This window comes from Paenibacillus sp. FSL H8-0537 (assembly GCF_038051995.1).
Classification (GTDB): Bacteria; Bacillota; Bacilli; order Paenibacillales; family Paenibacillaceae; genus Pristimantibacillus.
Genome location: NZ_CP150290.1, coordinates 5,396,749 through 5,416,357, shown reverse-complemented (window position 1 = coordinate 5,416,357; position 19,609 = coordinate 5,396,749). Strand labels below are relative to the sequence as shown.

At 49.0% G+C, this 19,609-nt stretch carries 17 protein-coding genes; 11 read left to right on the top strand and 6 right to left on the bottom strand.

Translation table 11 applies throughout. The features are described from left to right. Window positions 1-7 precede the first annotated feature (7 nt). The 4 genes from MHB80_RS22850 (at window position 8) to MHB80_RS22835 (ending at window position 5,574) form a co-directional block, all read left to right on the top strand. Window positions 8-484, top strand: a complete 477-nt coding sequence (locus MHB80_RS22850; protein ID WP_341279137.1) for an SRPBCC family protein — start codon at window positions 8-10, stop codon at window positions 482-484. Window positions 485-644: 160 nt separating this feature from the next. Next, window positions 645-1,229 (top strand): TetR/AcrR family transcriptional regulator, encoded by a 585-nt coding sequence (locus MHB80_RS22845; protein WP_341283054.1) that lies wholly within the window; start codon window positions 645-647, stop codon window positions 1,227-1,229. 126 nt (window positions 1,230-1,355) lie between these two features. Next, on the top strand, window positions 1,356-3,446 hold the full coding sequence (locus MHB80_RS22840) for a YhgE/Pip domain-containing protein (RefSeq protein ID WP_341279136.1): 2,091 nt from the start codon (window positions 1,356-1,358) through the stop codon (window positions 3,444-3,446). A gap of 202 nt (window positions 3,447-3,648) precedes the next feature. Then, complete coding sequence (locus tag MHB80_RS22835; protein ID WP_341279135.1) at window positions 3,649-5,574, top strand: LTA synthase family protein; 1,926 nt, start codon at window positions 3,649-3,651, stop codon at window positions 5,572-5,574. 155 nt (window positions 5,575-5,729) lie between these two features. Here MHB80_RS22835 and MHB80_RS22830 read toward each other — a convergent pair whose 3' ends face one another. Beyond that, a complete protein-coding gene (locus MHB80_RS22830) occupies window positions 5,730-5,882 on the bottom strand; it encodes a hypothetical protein (protein ID WP_341283121.1) in 153 nt (50 codons plus the stop codon). A gap of 448 nt (window positions 5,883-6,330) precedes the next feature. Here MHB80_RS22830 and MHB80_RS22825 point away from each other — a divergent pair, with 448 nt between their 5' ends. Then, on the top strand, window positions 6,331-7,671 hold the full coding sequence (locus MHB80_RS22825; RefSeq protein ID WP_341279134.1) for an ATP-binding protein: 1,341 nt from the start codon (window positions 6,331-6,333) through the stop codon (window positions 7,669-7,671). After that, window positions 7,652-8,323: an RloB family protein gene (locus MHB80_RS22820; protein ID WP_341279133.1), complete on the top strand. Its 672-nt coding sequence runs from the start codon at window positions 7,652-7,654 to the stop codon at window positions 8,321-8,323. Before MHB80_RS22825 ends, MHB80_RS22820 begins: the two co-directional genes overlap by 20 nt. Before the next feature lie 164 nt (window positions 8,324-8,487). On the opposite strand, the gene MHB80_RS22815 is transcribed toward MHB80_RS22820, so the two are convergent. Both MHB80_RS22815 and MHB80_RS22810 read right to left on the bottom strand, forming a co-directional pair. After that, window positions 8,488-8,973 carry a hypothetical protein gene (locus tag MHB80_RS22815; RefSeq protein WP_341279132.1) on the bottom strand — a complete coding sequence of 162 codons (486 nt, stop codon included), beginning with the start codon at window positions 8,971-8,973 and terminating at the stop codon, window positions 8,488-8,490. 49 nt (window positions 8,974-9,022) lie between these two features. Next, on the bottom strand, window positions 9,023-9,211 hold the full coding sequence (locus tag MHB80_RS22810) for a hypothetical protein (RefSeq protein ID WP_156182362.1): 189 nt from the start codon (window positions 9,209-9,211) through the stop codon (window positions 9,023-9,025). 175 nt (window positions 9,212-9,386) lie between these two features. Here MHB80_RS22810 and yunB point away from each other — a divergent pair, with 175 nt between their 5' ends. Then, window positions 9,387-10,631, top strand: coding sequence for a sporulation protein YunB (gene yunB, locus MHB80_RS22805; RefSeq protein WP_341279131.1), 1,245 nt, complete (start codon window positions 9,387-9,389; stop codon window positions 10,629-10,631). Between the two features lie 84 nt (window positions 10,632-10,715). On the opposite strand, the gene MHB80_RS22800 is transcribed toward yunB, so the two are convergent. The 3 genes from MHB80_RS22800 to MHB80_RS22790 form a co-directional block, all read right to left on the bottom strand. Beyond that, window positions 10,716-11,204, bottom strand: a complete 489-nt coding sequence (locus MHB80_RS22800; RefSeq protein WP_341279130.1) for a DinB family protein — start codon at window positions 11,202-11,204, stop codon at window positions 10,716-10,718. Between the two features lie 30 nt (window positions 11,205-11,234). Further along, complete coding sequence (locus MHB80_RS22795; protein WP_341279129.1) at window positions 11,235-12,176, bottom strand: WYL domain-containing protein; 942 nt, start codon at window positions 12,174-12,176, stop codon at window positions 11,235-11,237. Window positions 12,177-12,588: 412 nt separating this feature from the next. Next, window positions 12,589-13,641 (bottom strand): M23 family metallopeptidase, encoded by a 1,053-nt coding sequence (locus MHB80_RS22790; RefSeq protein WP_341279128.1) that lies wholly within the window; start codon window positions 13,639-13,641, stop codon window positions 12,589-12,591. A gap of 269 nt (window positions 13,642-13,910) precedes the next feature. Here MHB80_RS22790 and lipA point away from each other — a divergent pair, with 269 nt between their 5' ends. The 4 genes from lipA to MHB80_RS22770 all read left to right on the top strand — a co-directional run bounded on the left by lipA (window position 13,911) and on the right by MHB80_RS22770 (window position 19,609). Beyond that, window positions 13,911-14,819: a lipoyl synthase gene (lipA, locus tag MHB80_RS22785; protein WP_099519069.1), complete on the top strand. Its 909-nt coding sequence runs from the start codon at window positions 13,911-13,913 to the stop codon at window positions 14,817-14,819. A 36-nt stretch (window positions 14,820-14,855) separates the two neighbouring features. After that, window positions 14,856-15,641, top strand: coding sequence for a YutD family protein (locus MHB80_RS22780; RefSeq protein WP_341279127.1), 786 nt, complete (start codon window positions 14,856-14,858; stop codon window positions 15,639-15,641). Between the two features lie 291 nt (window positions 15,642-15,932). Further along, window positions 15,933-17,771 (top strand): IucA/IucC family protein, encoded by a 1,839-nt coding sequence (locus MHB80_RS22775; RefSeq protein ID WP_341279126.1) that lies wholly within the window; start codon window positions 15,933-15,935, stop codon window positions 17,769-17,771. Beyond that, complete coding sequence (locus MHB80_RS22770) at window positions 17,768-19,609, top strand: IucA/IucC family protein (RefSeq protein ID WP_341279125.1); 1,842 nt, start codon at window positions 17,768-17,770, stop codon at window positions 19,607-19,609. Before MHB80_RS22775 ends, MHB80_RS22770 begins: the two co-directional genes overlap by 4 nt.

Below are 19,609 nucleotides of genomic sequence, written 5' to 3'. Positions count from 1 at the left end.
GTGACGAATGCCGATTATAAAGACTGAGCTTTACATCAAGGCGCAAGCCCAGCTATGCTTTGATCTGGCCCGCAGCATTGATATCCATGCGGAATCGACTTCACAGACGAGAGAACGCGCGATTGGCGGCGTGACGCAGGGGTTAATTGAGCTAGGACAGTTTGTGACGTGGGAGGCTGTGCATTTTGGCATCAAGCAGCGGCTGACAGCGCGCATTTCCGTCATGGAGGCTCCGCATTATTTTGTGGACGAGCAGGTTAGCGGGGCGTTTAAGCATTTTACACATTCCCATGAATTTATCATCTCCGGCGACGGAACCTTAATGATTGATACGTTTGATTATGCCTCGCCCTTGGGACTTCTGGGAAAGCTTGCAGATGCGCTGTTTCTTAAGCGCTATATGCGGGTATTTTTGACAAGACGCAACCTTTATATTAAAAATATTGCGGAACAGCGTGCAATGGCGGCGTGTAATAAGAATTGAAAAAAGGATGGAAAAACGCATGAAAAAAAGATTTTACTTTTGCAGGGCTATGTGTTAAATTAATTTATGACCAACTGACCGAAATTGAATTTTAGTCATTTTTGATCAATAGGCAATCATTTAGAAGGTTGTAATGCTTAATGCGAGGGAGGTGCTGGGGATGGCGATTGATCGCAAAACATTGATTTTAGAAGCGGCGGCACAGTCGTTTGCACAGTTTGGCTATAAAGCGACGACGATGGATCTCGTATCCAAAATCGCAAATGTAGGCAAGGGGACGATTTACACCTTTTTCAAGACGAAGGAAGAGCTGTTTGAGGAAATTCTCGGCAAAGCCTTTGCAGAGCTGCAAAGCATTATGAACGAGGGAACGGAGCAGGACGCGGCGTTCGTCGACAATTTGTTTCATGTGCTTGATTCGATTCTCGATTTCCGCTCTGACCATGAGCTGGCGGTGAAGCTCTCCCAGGAGGTACGAGACATTGGAACGGTGCAGGCGCTGGAGGGTATTCGCCGAATGGAGCAGTTCGCGCTGGACTTTCTTAAGCAGCAGCTTGAACGGGCGATTGACAATGGCGAAGTGAAGCCCTGCAATCCTGAAATTGCCGCGTTTATGATTTTTCGGCTGTACATCGGATTGACGTCCGATTGGAATAAGCTGAGCGCGCCGCTGAGCAAGGATGAGATTAAACAAAATATGCTTTCCTTTATCACATATGGCATTGTAGCCGATCCGGTAAAGTAATAGGCAAAGTCAAAGCAAGTCGGCGATGCCTATTTTTTTGGGAGAAATTGACCGATAAACCGAAATGGTCATCGGTTCAACATATGAGCAGCATAGATCAGCATATTGAAAAAGGACGTGTTCGCGATGGGAGTATTTCAAGTGTTTTGGAAGGAAATCAAGCTGCTCGGCAAGAAGCCGATGGTGCTGCTGACGTTAGCGGGTGTTGCTCTGCTGCCGATGCTGTACAGCAGTTTTCTAGTAGAAGGCTCATGGGACCCTTACGGACAGACGAGCAAGCTGCCGGTAGCGGTTGTTAATCTTGACCAAGGGGCAGACTATGAAGGCAAGCAGCTGCATATTGGCGAGGATTTTGTCGATGAGCTGGGGAAAAATACTGACTTTAGCTGGTCATTCGTTACGCAGGATCAGGCAAAGACCGGCATGAGCAATAATCATTATTATATGACGATAACGATTCCTGAGCATTTTTCGCAGGATGCATCGACGCTGACGAAGGCTGAGCCGAAGCAGGCGGAAATTATTTTTGAACCGAATAGCGATTATAACTTTGTAGGCGCACAAATCGGCAGCAGCGCAATGAAAGAGCTGAAGTCGAAGCTGTCCGTGCAAATAACAGAAGCCTATACGCGCAGCATGTTTGAGCAAATCGATAAAATTTCCGATGGGCTTGGTAAAGCAGGCTCAGGTGCAACGGAGCTTCAAGATGGGGCAGGCAAGCTAGAGGGCGGCATTACGACGCTGAAAAAGAATTTGAACAAGCTGGCGAGCGGCACAGCGGACGTTCAGGTAGGTGTGAAGCAGCTCGCGAGCGGCGCGGGCGACCTTGCCAAAGGCGCAGGTGCGCTGAAGTCGGGAACCGCGACTTTGTCGAGCGGGCTCAGTGAGCTGTCTGCGGCCGCTGCCAAGCTGGATGCAGGGGCAAGCAGCGCGCAGGATGGCGCTGCTAAGCTTGAAGCTGGCTTGCAAGCGGCAAGCGTTGGAAGCGGAAAGCTGTCCGCTGGCTTGACGGCTTCGGAGAAGGCCAGCGCGCAGGTTGCGGCCGGCGCAAGCCAGGTCGCTGACGGTTTGGCGCAGCTCGTAGCGAGCAGCCCGGAGCTGCAAAGCAATGAGCAGCTGGCAAAGCTGCTGGCGGCTAGCCGCCAAGTGGCGTCCGGCAGCGAGCAGCTGCATGACGGACAGAAGCAATTGCTGACCGGCAGCACAGAGCTTGCGAAAGGACAGAAGCAGCTGCTGGATGGAGCAGCTAAGCTTAGCAGCGGACAGCAGGAGCTGGCTCAAGGGCTGCATACCTTCAGCACCAAAATGAAGGAAGCTGCGGCAGGCGGCGAGAAAACAGCAGAAGGTGCCTCAAGCCTTCAAGCAGGCGCTGCAAAGCTGCAAACGGGACTTGGAAAGCTGAACGGCGGCGTTAGTGAACTGGCCGACGGCTCTAAAAAACTTGACGATGGCGCAGGCCAACTGGCCGATGGCTCCGTGAAGCTGGTTGACGGATCGGGCGAGCTTGCGAGCCAATTAAATGAAGCGGCTAGTAAATCGTCAGACGTGCAATCAGGAGACAGCACGGTTAGCATGTTCGCTGCTCCAGTCAAAGTGACAGAAAACACCGATCATAAGCTAAGCCATTATGGTCTGGGCATTACGCCATATTTCCTGTCACTGGCGCTATTTATGGGAGCGCTCGTGTTTACTACGGTGTTCTCTTTGAGAGAGTCTGGCATTGCCAGTGCGACACCTATGCAGCGTTTTGTCAGCCGGACGCTGACGTTTACGATGGTCAGTCTCGTGCAGTCGGTCATTGCCGACACGGTTTTGCTATACGTCCTCAAGCTCGAAGTTCACAGCAAGCCATTATTTTTCTTATTCACGATTATAACAAGCTTGACCTTCACTTGGATTGTACAAATGCTCGTCACATGGCTTGATAACCCGGGCCGCTTTGCGGTCATCGTGCTGATGATTTTGCAGCTTACTTCAAGCGCAGGAACGTTTCCGCTGGAGATGCTGCCGGACTGGATGCAGAAGGTAAACCCTTGGCTGCCGATGACACACAGCATAATCGGCTTCAAAGCGATTGTAGCAAGTGGAGATTATGGGGTAATGCGCGAGCAAATGTTGATTTTAGGCATCTTTGCGATTATTGCGCTCGCCTTGACCTTCCTGTATTTCTTTCGCCAGACGGGCAAAAATGAAGAATTACAAGCCATTACCGCATAATGAAGCAGCAGGATAAATGAAGAAGAATAATCGGAAGGAACCTCCTCTTTCATTCAACTCGCAAATGCGTTAATATAATCTTAACAATTATCGTTAAGGAAGCGGCCATCACGTGTTGGTGGCTTCTTTTTTTTAATTATAAGCTTTTATAAGTTACACAATTATCATATTAACGTGGAATGCGAGAGAGTGAGTGAGGCTTATGCAGCAACTGATGTTTGGAGAAAATAAGCAGCGGTCGCCTTTTTTGCTTGTTTATGCAGCGCTGCTGCTCAAGCTGGCGTTATTTCGCTATTTTATTTTTGATACGATTGCAATGAGAGATGTGGCGATGGATGGCCTAGGCTTGCTAGGCGTGTTATTGCTGTTCGAGCTGGTTGCCCCCGCAAAACGCAAAGGCGCTCTTTTTTTACTCGTTAATGCGGTGCTGTCGCTGCTGCTGTTTGCCTCGACGGTTTATTTTGATTATTATGGCTCGGTGCCGACGTATAATGTGCTTAAGTCGATTAATCAAGTCGGTCAAGTGCGGGCAAGTGTTCAGTCGTTAATTCAACCTGTCTATTTCGCTTATTTTCTTGATGTGGCGATTTGGCTGGCGGTGTATGCAGTAAGGCGTTTTCGTACACGGAAAGTATATGAATACAAACGTATGGGAAGAGTGTCGGTGCTGCTTGTCGTGCTAATCGTCAGTACATCGTTTTTCAGCCGCCAGGTTTATATGGATCAAACGATTGCAAATGAGCTGGAGCGTGCGAAAAATCTCGGATTTATCGGCTTTCAGGCATCTGCGGCTTGGCAGGCTGGCAGTGAAGCCATCGAGACCGAAACCGGCAGCTTGCCAGAAACGATTGCTGAAATTAATGAGCTGCAAGCAAGCTATCCTTATGCTGATACGGGAGCTAATAAGGATGTACAAGCCAAGCAAGCGGAGAAACAGCCTGTTCAATTTGGTAAGGCAGCAGGTGAAAATTTAATTGTCCTGCAAATGGAGGCCTTCCAAAACTTTCCGATCCACCTTAAGGTGGACGGCCAGGAAATTACGCCGACCATTAATCAGCTAGCGGATGAGGGCTATTATTTTCCTCATGTGTATCAGCAAATTGGCCAGGGCAACACATCGGATGCCGAATTTATGTCGAATACGTCGATTTATCCGGTCGGCAGCGAAGCGATGTCAAAAGGGTACGGGGACCGTGCGTTCCCAAGCCTTCCGAAGCTATTGCAGGAGCAAGGCTATGACACTGCCACCTTCCATATTAATAACGTGACGTTCTGGGAGCGCGACAAGCTGTACCCGGCGCTTGGTTTTAATGCTTATTACGATAAGCCTTATTATACGAATGACCAATTTAATGATTTCGGCGCCTCGGATGAGGAGCTTTACCGGGTCGGAGTCCAAAAGCTTACCGAGATGAAGCAGCCGTTTTACGCGCAGTTCGTTACAACGTCCAGCCACTTTCCCTTTAAGGTGCCGGCTGACCGCGTAACACTAACACTGCCGGATTCGCTTGCAGGCACTCAGCTGGGCGACTATTTGACGGCAATCCATTATACCGATTACGCCATTGGCACATTGATTAGCAAGCTTAAGGAGCAGGGATTGTGGGACAATACGGTGCTGGTTATGTACGGCGACCACTTCGGCCTGCAGCCTGACAAAATCGATCCAGAGCAATTTAAGAAGGAGCTTGGCATGACGTATGATGCACGGCTCAGCCGCTTCAATATTCCGTTTATCGTCCATATGCCGGGCGGTGTCAAAGGCGGCAAAGGGCAGGTAGTAGAGCAGGTTGGCGGACAGTTGGATATGATGCCGACGATTGCTAATTTGCTTGGTCTTCAGCCGGAGCTGTCGGGCGCTACACTGTTTGGCCATGATCTGCTGAACATCGATCGGAATGTGCTGGGGATGCGTTATTATTTGCCGAGCGGATCATTTTTCAATAATGATATTTTGTTCGTTCCCGGCAAAGGCTTTGATGACGGCACCGCTGTGTCTCTTGATACGATGGAGCCGGTTACGAATTTTGAGCAGTACCGCAGCGACTATGATTATATTATGAAGCTCATGAGCTTATCTGATAAATACGTGCGAATGCTGCCAAAGCGTGAGCTTGAGGCGAATTAATGATAATAGATGAGTGAGATAATTACTATTTTATTGTAAAAAAGCTCCGCCTATTGGCGGAGCCCAGATTGTCGAGAAACCCTACGTCTTATCTCAAGACGTTCGGGTTTCTCTTTGTTTTGGGGATCTAAATGGAGTTGAAAGAGGGGATTTCCCTATTGTGCTTTCCTTTCAAGTCGAACCTTTTCATCAATAAAGGAAAAATCGATGTATTTGTCGATCTTGCGAAGCATATGATCAGTAGGCGCTAAATCTTCAATGGAAATGAGCTCGTAGCTTTGTTGTTTTTCTCGATTAGAACGCAGCATAGGACGACACCTTCCGTTCGTATAAGTTACCATTATCACACCGTGGTAACGCGATGTCGTATTAAACTAAATGCTTTTAAAGATGGCTGTCGAGAATTTCTCGACAGCCTGAGCTCCGCCTATTGGCGGAGCTTTTCGTAATTACCATTCAAATTTTTCCGCTTTTCAATAACTTCGCTAACTTCTTTATCTCGTTGTTCGTCTTTCGGTCTGGGTACAGTCGGGGAGACTTCATATTTATTAAAGCGAGTGTCTGCTACATCTGTTCGGCCTCTATTGGAGCTTCTTACAAAGTGGAATCCGGAATTTAGTAAGGCATAAATTTAAGCTGATCGGGCATAATATATTCAAAACCGAAATGGTGGTGCTGTTTATGCAGAAACCTCGCAAATTCATTGAAAATAGGACTCATAACTGCTATTATTCAAAACATAAGGAGGTGTTCTGCATGTTGATTGAATACAAAGTTAAGAATTTCATGTCTTACAAAGATGAAATAGTTCTTTCAATGGTAGCGGATAAGAACAGGGAACTTGCTGAAACAAATATATTTGAGCATGGAAACATGAGGCTATTAAAAACTGCGGCAATATTTGGAGCAAATGCAAGCGGTAAAACAAATTTAATAGAATCAATGAATTTTTTAAGTCATTTAATGAAATCAAGAATGGATGTAAAGGAAAGTTTTTCTGAAATTCCTAATTTCAGGCTTGATAATGAGAGTAGAAAAAAGCCGATTTCTTATGAAATATCATTTTTTTTAGATGAGCAGCGTCATAGGTACGGCTTAACCTTGGATAAGGACGGTATTTGTGAAGAGTGGCTGTACTTTGTACCCAAAAGACAAGAAGCATGTTATTTTGAAAGAAAAGGAAATAACATAACTCATATAGGAACCTACTTCGAAGATAAAAAAGCTTTAGATTATATAAAGCCTGATTCGTATAGACCATTCTTATATACATTAGGGCAAGAATCAATTAAACAATTTCAATGGGCTAAATTAATTTTAAGATATTTAAAATTCAATATTAAATCCAGTAACATACCAGATGCAATTTTTAGGCAGATGATTGAAGAAGAAATTATGGATGATACAGATGAAAAGACTATCTATAAGGAAGAGATAATTTCAATATTAAAGGATGCAGATGTGGGCATTAGTGATTTATCAGTTGTTAAAGAAGTAAAGAGTGCCGAAGAAAAAGAAATGCTAAGTCACATTATTGGCATATTACAAAAGCAAGGGCAAGAAGGGGAATTTGTTGAACAAAATGAAAATTATGAAACACTCATGCATCATTTAAAGTATGATGATGATAAGAACCAAATCGGCGAAGAACGCTTCCCATTGAAGATTGAATCTCGTGGAACAGTCAAATTATATGCACTTCAATATCCTCTTCTTAATGTTTTGAAAAGAGGGGGCATTCTACTGATAGATGAGATAGAAACTTCGTTACATCCACTTCTATGCGAGAAAATTATAAATTTGTTTAATAATAAATCTACAAATCCTAAAAATGCACAATTAATATTTACTACGCATAATACTTTACTAATGAATCCAAAACTTTTGAGAAGAGATCAAATTCTTTTTACTGAAAAAGATCAATACGGTGTAAGTTCCTTATATAGCTTATACGATATCGACTTAAAGGTTAGAAACAATTTTAATTATCTAAATAATTATTTATCAGGACGGTTTGGGGCGATTCCCTACTTAGGCTCATTCTTTATTAACTCCGAAAAACTAGAGGATATTGCCGATGAGACAAAAACGGAGTAACGGTAGTTATCAGCGGAGGAGTAAAAGCATTCGTCCATCCCCATTTTTTATAATTGTCTGTGAGGGTGAGGTAACGGAAGAAGACTATTTTAAAAGCTTCCCTTACTACCATAGCCTTGGGAAGGGAAATCTACAAGGACAATTATATGAGCATAAAGCCGTACATATAGAAGCTGGGGCTGGACAACATATACAGGTAGTAAAGAGAGCTGAGAAAGTTTTCAATGAGTTCATTAAAAAGTATGGTACCGTTAAACCTAGTGAAGTATGGTGTGTATTTGATTGTGATAATGACATCATTGCCTTAAAGCTAGCTGTAGAGGCCGCAAAGAAAAAAGGATTTAATGCTATATATTCAATTCAATGTTTCGAATTGTGGTATCTATTGCATTTTAAACAACTAAATGTAGCGATTTCGAAAGAAGATTACGACAGTCAAATAGGTAGATTTTTAAAAATAAATTATACTCACGGAACTAAAGGATTATATGGAAAATTGCTTGAGTATCAACAAAAAGCTTTAGACTCATCGGAGAGTCTTTGGGATATGAGACAAAAAAGTGGTGAATTATTTGAAGATCCTACAACAAATGTACATATATTAGTTAATGAGCTTAATAAATCATTTTCAAATTTGAAAATGAAGAAATGATTTAGAGAATTGAAAAATCTTTCAACGATATAGTGAGTTTTTCGAGATCCAATATTTTATTTATTCATACTAAATAGGCACCTCCAGCGCTGCGCTGTATTGCCGCAGCTGGAGGTGCTTTTTTCAGCTTTTTTGAAAAAGAAAACGGCAGAACAGGCAGGCGGCTACTCCCGCGAAAAGCCTTCCTCTTCCAAATATTCGACAGCCTCTTCGTAAGTTTCGAAGGCCATCTCCAAATTAACTCCCTCGTAGATCATCCAAGTATCTTCCTCAAACCGTACTTGAAGCGTCTGCGAATCCTCGTTAACCCATTGCTGATCGGAATTAGCCCGTTGTCTTCTGCGCTGTGCTCTCGTCAGCGGCACTTCAGGCTTGAACGATAGCGATTTGATTGCTTCGGTAATTAATGTGCGAAGCGCAGGCTCATCCAAGCTGCGAATATTGACGAGACCCTTGTCGTCGATGTCATAGCCTTCCAGCAGGGCGGCATAAACGAAGCCATTGCCGTTCGGATGCAGGTGGTAAACGACATTTTTGCGGTCGTACACGCTGTCTGCATATTGAAAATTAACGCGTCCAAGCGATACATCGCTGCGCTCCAGCTCGGGAAAGGACGTAATGATTTCAAGCTTTTGTTCAAAGGTTAGCATAATTTCCTCCATCGTTGAATCCAGTTTACTTTAGCGTAAAGGGCGCTGGCTACAGATGCGCCTTGTTGACCTGTTCGTTGCGTACCATTTGCTCCAGCTTGTCGACGAGAGCTTGATGCTCAGGCGGCAGCTTCCGCAAGCCGAATAACCGTTTGGCTTTGTTTTGCTTCAGCGTCTTCAGCATATACAGCTTCTCCCGATAGGTGAACATGGGTACCAGCCTCCAATCCAATTGCACCGTAAGTTCCTCCATTATATAGGCTTCACCGTCAGGATGAAAGCTATAACCTGAACAATGGAGCTTTTTTGCGAGAGGCAAGGCGGCGCGGGCGGCTTTTCTTCTTTTTTATCCGAGCCAAGCATAAGCTTGAATACAGAGTGGGACGATCCTTAGGGCGGGAGGCGATAGAAGCATGGCAAGATGGGGGAGAAAATGGGGACTGCTTCAGCTGTTGAACCGCAATCGAAAGCTAGCCTGGCCTGGCCTGGCGCTGCGGCGGGTGAAGACGGTCAATTGGAGCAGCCGTGGAAACGCAAGCGGAAATGCAGGCAGCCGCAGCGGCACAAGATGGGGCAATGGCAAGCGATCTGGCGCAAGTGTTAGCCGGCCCAAGAGCTGGGGCAGTGGCAAGCTTGCCAGCGCAAGCATGAGCTGGCCTAAAAGCTGGGGCAGAGGGAGCCGTACTAGCCCCACCGCTAGTCGCCCCAAAAACTGGGGAGTGAGAAAGCAGCTGCTTGGCAAAGGCAGCAGACATAGCGGTTTTGTGGCAAAATCGCAGTCTGGGAGCGCTGAAGCCCGCCGAGCGACCTATGATGCTTTTCAGCCTGGACAGTTACAGTCGTCCGGCGGAGGAGGCTGGGGCTCGCGGCCAAAGTCGCCAAGACGGAAGCTCAAAGTATGGACTGCCATTATTGTGCTGACGCTGCTCATTGGCGGCATTCAGTCTTTTTTATACGTAGATAAGCATTTGCGCGAGCCGCTTACTAAGGTTGCCCAATTGCGAATTAAGCAGGTAGCAACGCAGGCGATTAATAAAGCGACGACGGAGCAGGTGGCCAGCCAATCCGAGTTCGAGAAGCTGGTAGATTGGAAAATGAACAGCAACGGCAAAGTGTCGGGATTCATGCTGAACTACAATGAGCATACGAAAATTAGGGCGCAGACCATTGAAACGGTGCAATCGACGCTTGCGGATCTCAAGGAAATACCCGAGCATATCCCGATTGGCAATGCGCTGGGCAGTCCGCTTATCGCGTCGTATGGTCCCCGTGTTCCTGTGAAGTTTGAGCCGGTCGGCGCTGTTAAAGTAGATCTCAGCACACGGCAGCAAAATGCGGGCATCAATATGATTTTGATTGAGGTGTACATTCATATTGTCGCTGAGGTTGCGATTATTATTCCTTTCGAAACGGAGCCGCAAATGGTGGAGACGGAAATTCCAATTTCCTATTTGCTCGTCGTTGGCGACGTCCCGATGTATTATTACGACAACAAAGGCAATCCAGTAGGCAACTCTGCCCCTGGCGCCCCTAATATTGCACTGCCTTTATCAAAAGGAACCGGGGTGACGCAGCCATCGGACGGCAGCATGCTGGAGGAGCAGCTTGAAGCGCCGACACTGCCTGCGCCGAGCGCGGAGAATGAGAGCGAGCATTAGAAATAAGGAGAGCCACTGATGCAATCACCAGCATCAGTGGCTCATTAGTGATTCATTGTTGTTTCATTTAAGCGTAAGCGAAAATTACATGTACAGCATGAAGAAATTCACGTCATGTCCGTTCTGCTTCAAGTAGTTGTAAAGCTGCGAGCGATGGTGGAACGTATGGGTAACGACCTCAATAAGCCATTTGATCTGAACCATGCCATGCTCCAAATAATAAGCCTTAGATGATTGATTCAGCAGCTCCTCCTCGCTTAAGGAAAGGATATACTGCCTGAACGTTGCGAGGTTGGCTTGAAAACGCTGAATCAGCTCATCGGGGCTAGTAATGCCAGCGGCTCCATTTTCAACTGCCGCCACTTCATGCTCTGTCTTTTCCTGCAAAATGGCAAGATCGCTCGCCGGAATAGCTACCAAATGATGAACGAGCTCAAGCAGCGAGCGCATATTGTCCTGCGGACGAAAGTCCCACTCGGATGGCTGAATTTGGGCAATGAAGGAGCAGCTTGTCCGAATGGACAGCTCCAATTCCTCCAGTAAATGATCTCTAACGGTAAATGTTCCTGACATCAAGTATCGTCTCCTTGTTTGGTCGTTTATTTATTCATGTTGTTCATAGCGGGCAGCGAGCTGGCATACTCGTTGATAGATCGCTTTTCGCAGTGCAGGCGGCTGCGTCACTTCGGCATCCATGCCAATGTAGGTGAAAAATTGAACAGCCCAATCCCATTCGGACATGGGCAAATCCATTTCAAGCTGCCATAGCTGGCTGTCCACCTGCTGGACCAGCTGCCCAAAATGAGGGTCCTGCTCGGCGAGCAAAGCTCCCCGATACGTTAATTGGGCAGCGATGTGAACGAGCTTCATTGCACCGGGCTCCGCCGATATAGCCTTGTCCAAGTAGGCTGAGGCCGCTGGCGGCGGCTCAGTGGGCTCTAATTCCACAAAACGGTCAACGCGGAATGTGCGCTGTTCTTCATGCAGCACGGAATAAGCCTCACAATACCAGAAGCCATGCGCTGTGTAGAGCCGAAGGGGCAGCAGCTCAAGCGATCTTTGATGCTGCTCGGAGCGATAGAAGGCGCGAATCCAGATCGATGTTCCTGCATATTCCAGCAGCTTCTCTAGAAGCGGCGTTTTGTAGCTCCGATCGGGAATCGAAATTTCTATACGATCCAAGATCGGCTCTATATGCTGCAAAATATGCTCCGGCATGGTGGCCCGAATTTTATCAATAGCTGTAAAACGTGCTTGGTTAAAAGGGGTGTCGGCCATTTTAGTCATGGCATTTAGCGAAAATAACACAGCGAGTGCTTCCTGCGAATCGAAATGCAGCGGCGGCAGCTTATAGCCATCCATTAGTCGGAAGCCTCCAGCAGGCCCCGATATGGAATACAACGGTATTCCCATCTCGGCTAGCGCCTGCATATCGCGAAGAATCGTTCGTTTGGATACCTCAAGCTTGCTGGCCAAAGCCTGCGCTGTCTCGGGCCGCTGCTGCAAGGCCATCATAATGGCAATGAGGCGATCATTCCTTTTCAAACGGAGCCTCCCTCCCTTTTTAACCCAGTATAGCATGCCATTAGTGACAACATGTTTGTCATCATTAAATCAGGCCGCTCAATAAAAAATAAAGCAAAAATAATGCTGCCGCCTATGAAAAAAACCGCTAGCTGCCGGCCAGCGGCCAGCAATTAGCGGTACGGAATTTCTCGGAATGAAACGCGCCGCGCCGCCGAGGAAGGCGCCAGCCGTTTCACCTTGAAATATAGGAAAGGATATCCTAACGCGCCATCCTTTCTCTATATTTCTCGGAATGAAACGCGCCGCGCCGCCGAGGAAGGCGCCAGCCGTTTCACCTTGAAATATAGGAAAGGATATCCTAACGCGCCATCCTTTCTCTATATTTCTCGGAATGAAACGCGCTGCGCCGCCAAGGAAGGCGCCAGCCGTTTCACCTTGCTCGTCGCAGTTCTTCGCGCTCCCATGCCTTCAGCAGCGGGTACGGATCAAAGGACCATTCGATGAGTCCGCGGTCGCGGTATATACCGTAGTGAAGATGGGGCGGGAATTTGCCCTGGGTTCCCGGCTTGCCATAGCCTGAGCTTCCGACCCAGCCAATCACTTGTCCCGGCTTGACTACCGTTCCGGCGGTCAGCGATTTGTCGAAACCGGATAGGTGCGCGTAATAATGGTAATAATTGTTGAGATCACGGATGCCAATGCGCCAGCCGCCGAACGGGTTCCAGCCCTTCACCTCGATAATGCCGTAGCAGGTGCTTTTGACCGAGAGGCCGTAGCCGGCGAACAGATCGGTGCCTTCGTGGCTGCGTCTGCCGCCCCAGCTGCGGGCGTTGCCCCAAGTGCTTTTATACGAATAGTTATGCCCGACAGGCAGCGGAAAAGCATGCTCAAACAGATCCAGTCGCCCAAACGCTTCATAAATACGCGCAAACTGCTGAATGCGCTGGACAGAGCGGCTGTTATGATAATATTCCCACAGCCCGATGGCCAAATCATCCTCGGTCGTTCCATGCTGCAAAATTTTGCTTGCTATCGCATACAGCAAATCGGAATCATTGGTGCGTTCCGCTTGCCCATCTCCATCGCCGTCCCGGCCAATGCCGTTGAACCAGCGAATGGAAAGCGGTGATATATCATCTTTATTCGGATTCAGCAGGCCGCTCCATTGATCCTGCTCAATAAAGACGCCAACGGTTTGGCCTAGAAGCGGCCGCGATTTCGGGCGTGCGCTGGACAGAGTGCGCTCATATTGATCGATAGCCGCAAGCTGCGGCCAGGGAATGCCCGTCATCAAGCTTAACTTGTCATATAACGTTTGCCGGGTGGCGAACACTTCGGCAGCTTGGGGTGTGGACTGGGCTGGCAAAAGGCTTTCATCCTTATACTCAGCAGGCCGGGATGCCGAATGGGCTTGCCCCAAGTGCCCGGTTATGAGGCAGGTGGAAAGTGTGAGTGCTGCTGCAAAACGCACGGTCTGTTTCAAGCTGTCCATCCTTTCTGTAGCTGTATCGCTTAATGGTTAGGTTTTGCAAATCATTGGTTTTTATGCGAAGCGCGCAGACTCGTCATCTATCGTAAATCTGTATGGCTTTTATCTGAAATTCGAATGAATCGAATGGGCAATAACGTGCTACATAGGGAAGAAACATGCTATAATAGCGAAAGTGATACGGTCAGGGCTTATTTTGAAATGCAGCCATTGTTGCGTTTAAGGTAGGGCCTTGTTAAATGGAGTGAAAGCAGGGATGCCGGATGAAACCAACCAAACAAACAGAAAAACTGCCGAAGCCGGATTGGCTTCGCATTAAATTAACGACTGACGGCAATTATGCCGAAATTAAGGACATGATGCGCACCAAGACGCTGCATACGGTATGCGAGGAAGCGCGCTGTCCAAATATTTATGAATGCTGGGCGAATCGTACAGCAACCTTTATGATATTAGGTGACATTTGTACGCGGGCTTGCCGCTTCTGTGCGGTGAAGACGGGTATGCCAACGGAGCTTGATACACAAGAGCCGGAACGCGTTGCTGAAGCAGCGGAGCAGATGGGTTTGCGCCACTGCGTCGTAACATCCGTTGCACGCGATGATTTGAAGGATGGCGGCGCATCTATTTTCGCCGGAACGATTCAAGCGATTCGCGAGCGCGTTATGTTTTGCCGCGTCGAAGTGCTCATTCCGGATTTCCTAGGCAATGAAGCCGCGCTTCAAGTGGTTATGGATGCGAAGCCTGATATTTTGAACCATAATATTGAAACGGTAGAGCGCCTTTCTGACCGCGTGCGTGCCCGGGCCAAATATGCCCGTTCACTGGAGCTGCTTAAACGCGCGAAAGCGATGAATCCGAAAATTCCGACGAAGTCGAGCATTATGCTAGGCCTTGGCGAGACGTTTGAAGAAATTTTGAAAACGATGGATGATTTGCGTGCTGTGGATTGCAACATTTTGACTTTAGGCCAATACTTGCAGCCAACGCCAAACCATCTGCCGCTAGTTCGTTACGTGCATCCAGATGAATTTGCCGCTTTGAAGGAAGAAGGATTGAAGCGTGGATTCCGGCATGTTGAGTCCGGTCCGCTCGTTCGCAGCTCCTATCATGCGCATGAGCAGACGGATTCTGCTGTTGCCGCTGAAGAGCGCGAGCTGAGCAGCGTATAAGGCTTGAACTGAAGCTTCGAGAGGTGGGAAGTCGTCTTGATTCAAATCGGTGGTAAAATATATGAGCTTGTTCATGAGAACAGAAATGGCTGGAATCAAGAGGCCTTTCGTGCCCGCTACAGCGAGGTGCTGGAGCGGTATGATTATATCGTGGGCGACTGGGGCTATAGCCAGCTGCGCCTGAAAGGTTTTTTCAAAGACAATCATATGAAGTCAACTCGTGATACGATGTTCTCCTATGCGTCGGATTACATTAATGAATATTGCAACTTTGGCTGCCCTTACTTTGTGCTGGAGAAGACCGGAAGCGTGAAGCAGTCTCCCGAGCTTGAGGAAGTGGACGAGGAGGATGCACTGACGGCTGATCTCAACGACAAGCTGTTCATGGCGCTAGAGGAAGCTTTTCAGACGGCTGGGCAGGAGGAGGACGGCCTCGTGCAGACGGATGCTCCGGCAGCCAAGTCTCCTGGTGAACCACGTGCTCTGAATCAGGGTCAGAAGCAAAGCCAGCAAGGTCAAAGCCATACTTCGCGCGGCAGCTCCGGCAATCGCAGCGAGGATTCTGCTTCTGCGCAACGCAGCGGTGGCAAGCAGCGTGAGCGCCGCAGCTACCGGCCGAATGGCGGCAGTAGCGGGGGCGGAGAGCGTGCAGATCGCAGCGGCGGCAAGAAGCCGCCAAGAGGACTTGCGGCAAGCAAGGAAATCGCCGCTTCCGCTGAAAGCAATGAAGGGGCGCCGGCTCAGCCGCAGCGCCAGAAATCGCCTTATCGCGGCAAAAACCGCCCGCCGAAACCGAATCAATCCGAGCCAACAGCGGAATAAGCTGGCCCTTGTACAGGTGTAGGTTTAAAAAAGCAGGAATGCTGGAGTTCATCCAGGTTCCTGCTTTTTTTTTTGCAAATATAAGAATTTATAAGTTGTAGCTTATAAATAGGACTTATATTTCTCGGACTGAAACGCGCTGCGCCGCCAAAGGACGGCGACAGCCGTTTCACCTTGGTTCAACAGCAATTGGTAAAATCGGACAAAATGCTACATGGACGGTCGCAGGCGTTGTCGATATCATTGATAATGAAAATCAATTAAAAATTCCAGGAGGTGCTTCCAACGGGAATGGCTTACGCGAATAAGGCAGCAATAGGCGAACTGGCAAGCTCACAGGCTTTTCAGAGGGCGAGAAGGCGGGTGTTCACCCAACTGATTGAAGCGCTCGTATTTGAAAGGCTCCCCGCGTTTACATGCACAGAGCAGCGGGATGGCCAGCTGGAAATACTTATTTTCGGTCGCGATGATCAAGAGCGGCCGGTCCATTATAGCTGCCAAGGCAGAAAAATGCTAAGTTTTGGGAAAATAAAGCTGACGAACAGCATCATAAATCGCCTTCAGGATGGAAGACAGGAGGAGGCGCAGGATATTGCCCTCTTTCTGGAGGAAATGGCCCGCTCGCTTGCTGAGGCACCTAGCCAGATCAGCGCCTTTGCCGCAGAGCTGGAGCAGACGCTGCTAAAGGAAGCCGCTGCCTTGCAGTGGGTAAACGAGGAGGAGAGCAATAAGCGGGGCGGCAACCGCAGCTACGACGAGCTTGAGGGAGATGTGCTGGAAGGGCACCCGTACCATCCATGCTTCAAGTCGAGAATCGGATTTTCGATGGCTGATAACGAGGCGTACAGTCCGGAATTTCATCCGCAGTTTCGGCTGCTCTGGCTCGCCGTCTGGCAGGAGGATGTGGAAATGACGTCGTCCGAAGGGATAGATGGACGCGGGCTTATCTTAGCAGACGTTGGCGCGGAGCTGCTCACGCAGTGGGAGCGGCGATTGGAGCAGAAAGGCAGCGAGCCAAAGGATTATGTATATATGCCTGTACATCCATGGCAGTGGCGGGAGGTGCTTTCCGGTTTATTTTTCAAGGAGATCGCTTCAGGAAAAATCGTCGTATTAGGCGAAAGCCGTCACCTCTACTCGCCACAACAGTCCATTCGTACTTTAGCTAACCGCACAGAGCTGAAGGGGCTGTCGATTAAATTGCCGCTAAGCATTCGCAATACATCATCGCTGCGGACAATTAGTCCGCGGCATGCGAGGAATGGTCCGAGATCTTCGGCCCGTCTTGCGGCTATGGTGGCGGGGGATCGGTATTTGAGCGAAACGCTGCGGCTGATTTTATTGCAGGAGCGGCTCGGTGTTTCTTATCGTTATGAACGGCTTCCACAGTCCGTGCGCGGGCGGGCAGAAGGAACCCTTTGCGCCTTATGGCGGGACAGCGTCCATCTTTATGCAGATCAGGGTGAGCAGGCGGTTCCATTTACGGCGCTATGCCATGTTAGGCAGGGCGGGCAGCCCTTTATTGCGCCATGGGTGCAAGCGTCAGGGGTTGAGGTATGGCTTCACCAATTGCTCAGCGTTGTGTTGCATCCGCTGCTCCACTTGTTGTTCGCTCATGGGGCCGCAGTTGAAGCGCATGCGCAAAATCTCGTGCTGCTGCATCGCAGCGGCGTACCGTCGCGGCTCGCCGTAAAGGACTTTTCCGGCGGCGTATTATTTTATAACGGAGAAAATGCGAACCCTGCGGCTTTGCCGGAAACGGATGTTAAGCATGACGTTCGGGACGTGGTGCATAACGCTTTGTTTTTTGTGAATTTGGCGGAGCTGGCTTTGTTTTTGAATACGCATTATTCATTCGCGGAGCAGCATTTCTGGCAGGCGGTTGCGGATGCGATCGGCCAATATGAACGGGATTTTCCGCAGCTGGCAGAGCAGTTTCAGGCCTATAATCTGTTTGGAAATCAAGTTTTCGTTGGGCTGCTTGCTGCCCGCAGACTGCGAGGAGATGGCGGAGAGCGGGATCACTGGATTGCGAATGCCTTGGCTGGCTACCGTGACAGTAATCGCAAAGCTGACCGTGAAGCTCGCCGTGACCAATCGGACTGCATAGAGGAGGAGAACAAGAAATGAAGGCACTTGAGCTGACGCAGCACGAGGCGGGGATAGAGGAGATTGTCCATTCGGAGGCTTATCCGCCAGCGCGGCGGCGTGTATTCCGCCAGCTGCTGGAGGCGCTGCTGTATGAGCAGATGATTGCTTACGACAGCGTTATCGCTGCTGATGGAGCAGAGAAGATTTCGATTACAGGAATGGATGCCGAGGGGCGTCCCGTCTATTATCGCTGTTCATTCAGGCGCAAGCTGAGCTTTGGCAAGCTTCGCTTAACGGATCAGCCGCTGTTTAGGCAGGCAGCGGAGCATCAGGATGGAATCGGGCAGGAAGCCGAGGATATTGCGTTATTTTTGCAGGAAATCGTTTCTGCGATGGTGGAGGAGCCGCGGTACCTAGAGCGCTTCACGCAGGAGATCGAGCAGACGCTGATCAAGGAAGCGGCTGCCCGCAGTCACCGACTGCTGCATCCGGTTAGCGGCAGCCGGGAGCTGGCGGATTTGGAGGGCGACGTTATTGAGGCGCATCCGTATCATCCGTGCTTCAAATCGCGAATCGGCTTCCAATTGGAGGATAATGCGCAGTATGGCCCGGAATTTCATGGACGGTTCCAGCTGGTATGGCTAGCGGTCCATAAGGAGGATCTGATTTTCGCCGTATCCCAGGATCGTTCATGGGCGGAGCATATTGCCCGTGAGCTTGGCGAGGAGACTGTTGCAAGGTTTGTACAAAAGCTGGAGCAGCAAGGGCTTGCGGCGGCGGAATTTACGTTCGTCCCGGTTCATCCCTGGCAGTGGCGGGAGAAAATCGCTCCCCTATATTTCCGGTTCATGGCCAGCGGGCGTATCGTTGTGCTCGGCGAAGAAGGAGATCATTATTCTCCGCAGCAGTCGATCCGTTCGTTGTCCAATCGCAATAACCGGCTCAAAAATAATGTCAAAACCGCGATCAGCATCGTCAATACATCCGCTGTACGCCTTCTCGGAACGCATCATGTAACGAATGCGCCGATTTTATCGGATTGGCTTGAAAGCATTGTGGCTGGTGACCGCTATTTGCACGATGAGCTCAAGCTCGTGCTGCTCAAGGAGCATGCTGGCGTCTCCTTCCGCTACAATTTATTGCCAGGCCCTGTACGGGCCGCCGGCTATGGAACGCTTGGCGCTATATGGCGCGAGAGCGTCTATGTTCACTTGGAGGAGGGCGAGGAGGCAGCACCGTTCACCGTTTTATGCCATATTGGCGCAGACGGCAAGCCGTTTATCGACAGCTGGGTGCAGCGCGAAGGACTTCGAAGCTGGCTGGATAAGCTGCTTTCAATCAGCATGCTGCCGCTCATTCATCTGCTGTTCGAGCATGGCATTGCAATGGAATCGCATGGTCAAAACTTAGTGCTCATTCACAAGCAAGGTGTGCCTTCGCGAATTGCGCTGCGGGATTTGCCCGGCGGTGTGCGTTTCCATACTCGCGATGGCGAGCAGGAATCGAGACCTGAGCATTTACTGGACTCCGATCCGCTGCATCCTAATAGCTACAGCACATCGCCTATGGAAACGAATAATGTTCAGAAGATTCGCAATTTTCTGATGGATTCTTTTTTGCAAATTATGCTTGCTGACCTTTGTCTCGTTCTAGAAGAGCATTATGGGCTTCAGGAAACAGCGTTTTGGCAAGCCGCTGCGGCGCCGATCCAAAGCTATTTGAGCACATTCGGTCTGCATAAGGCAGAGCGCTATGATCTATTTGCTGAAACGATAGAGGTCGGGCAGTTAACAAGGCGCAGGCTGTTCGGCGAGCATGTAATCCGCAATCATGCTGTCGTCAATCCGCTATACCATATGAGAGAAACGGGAGTGTGA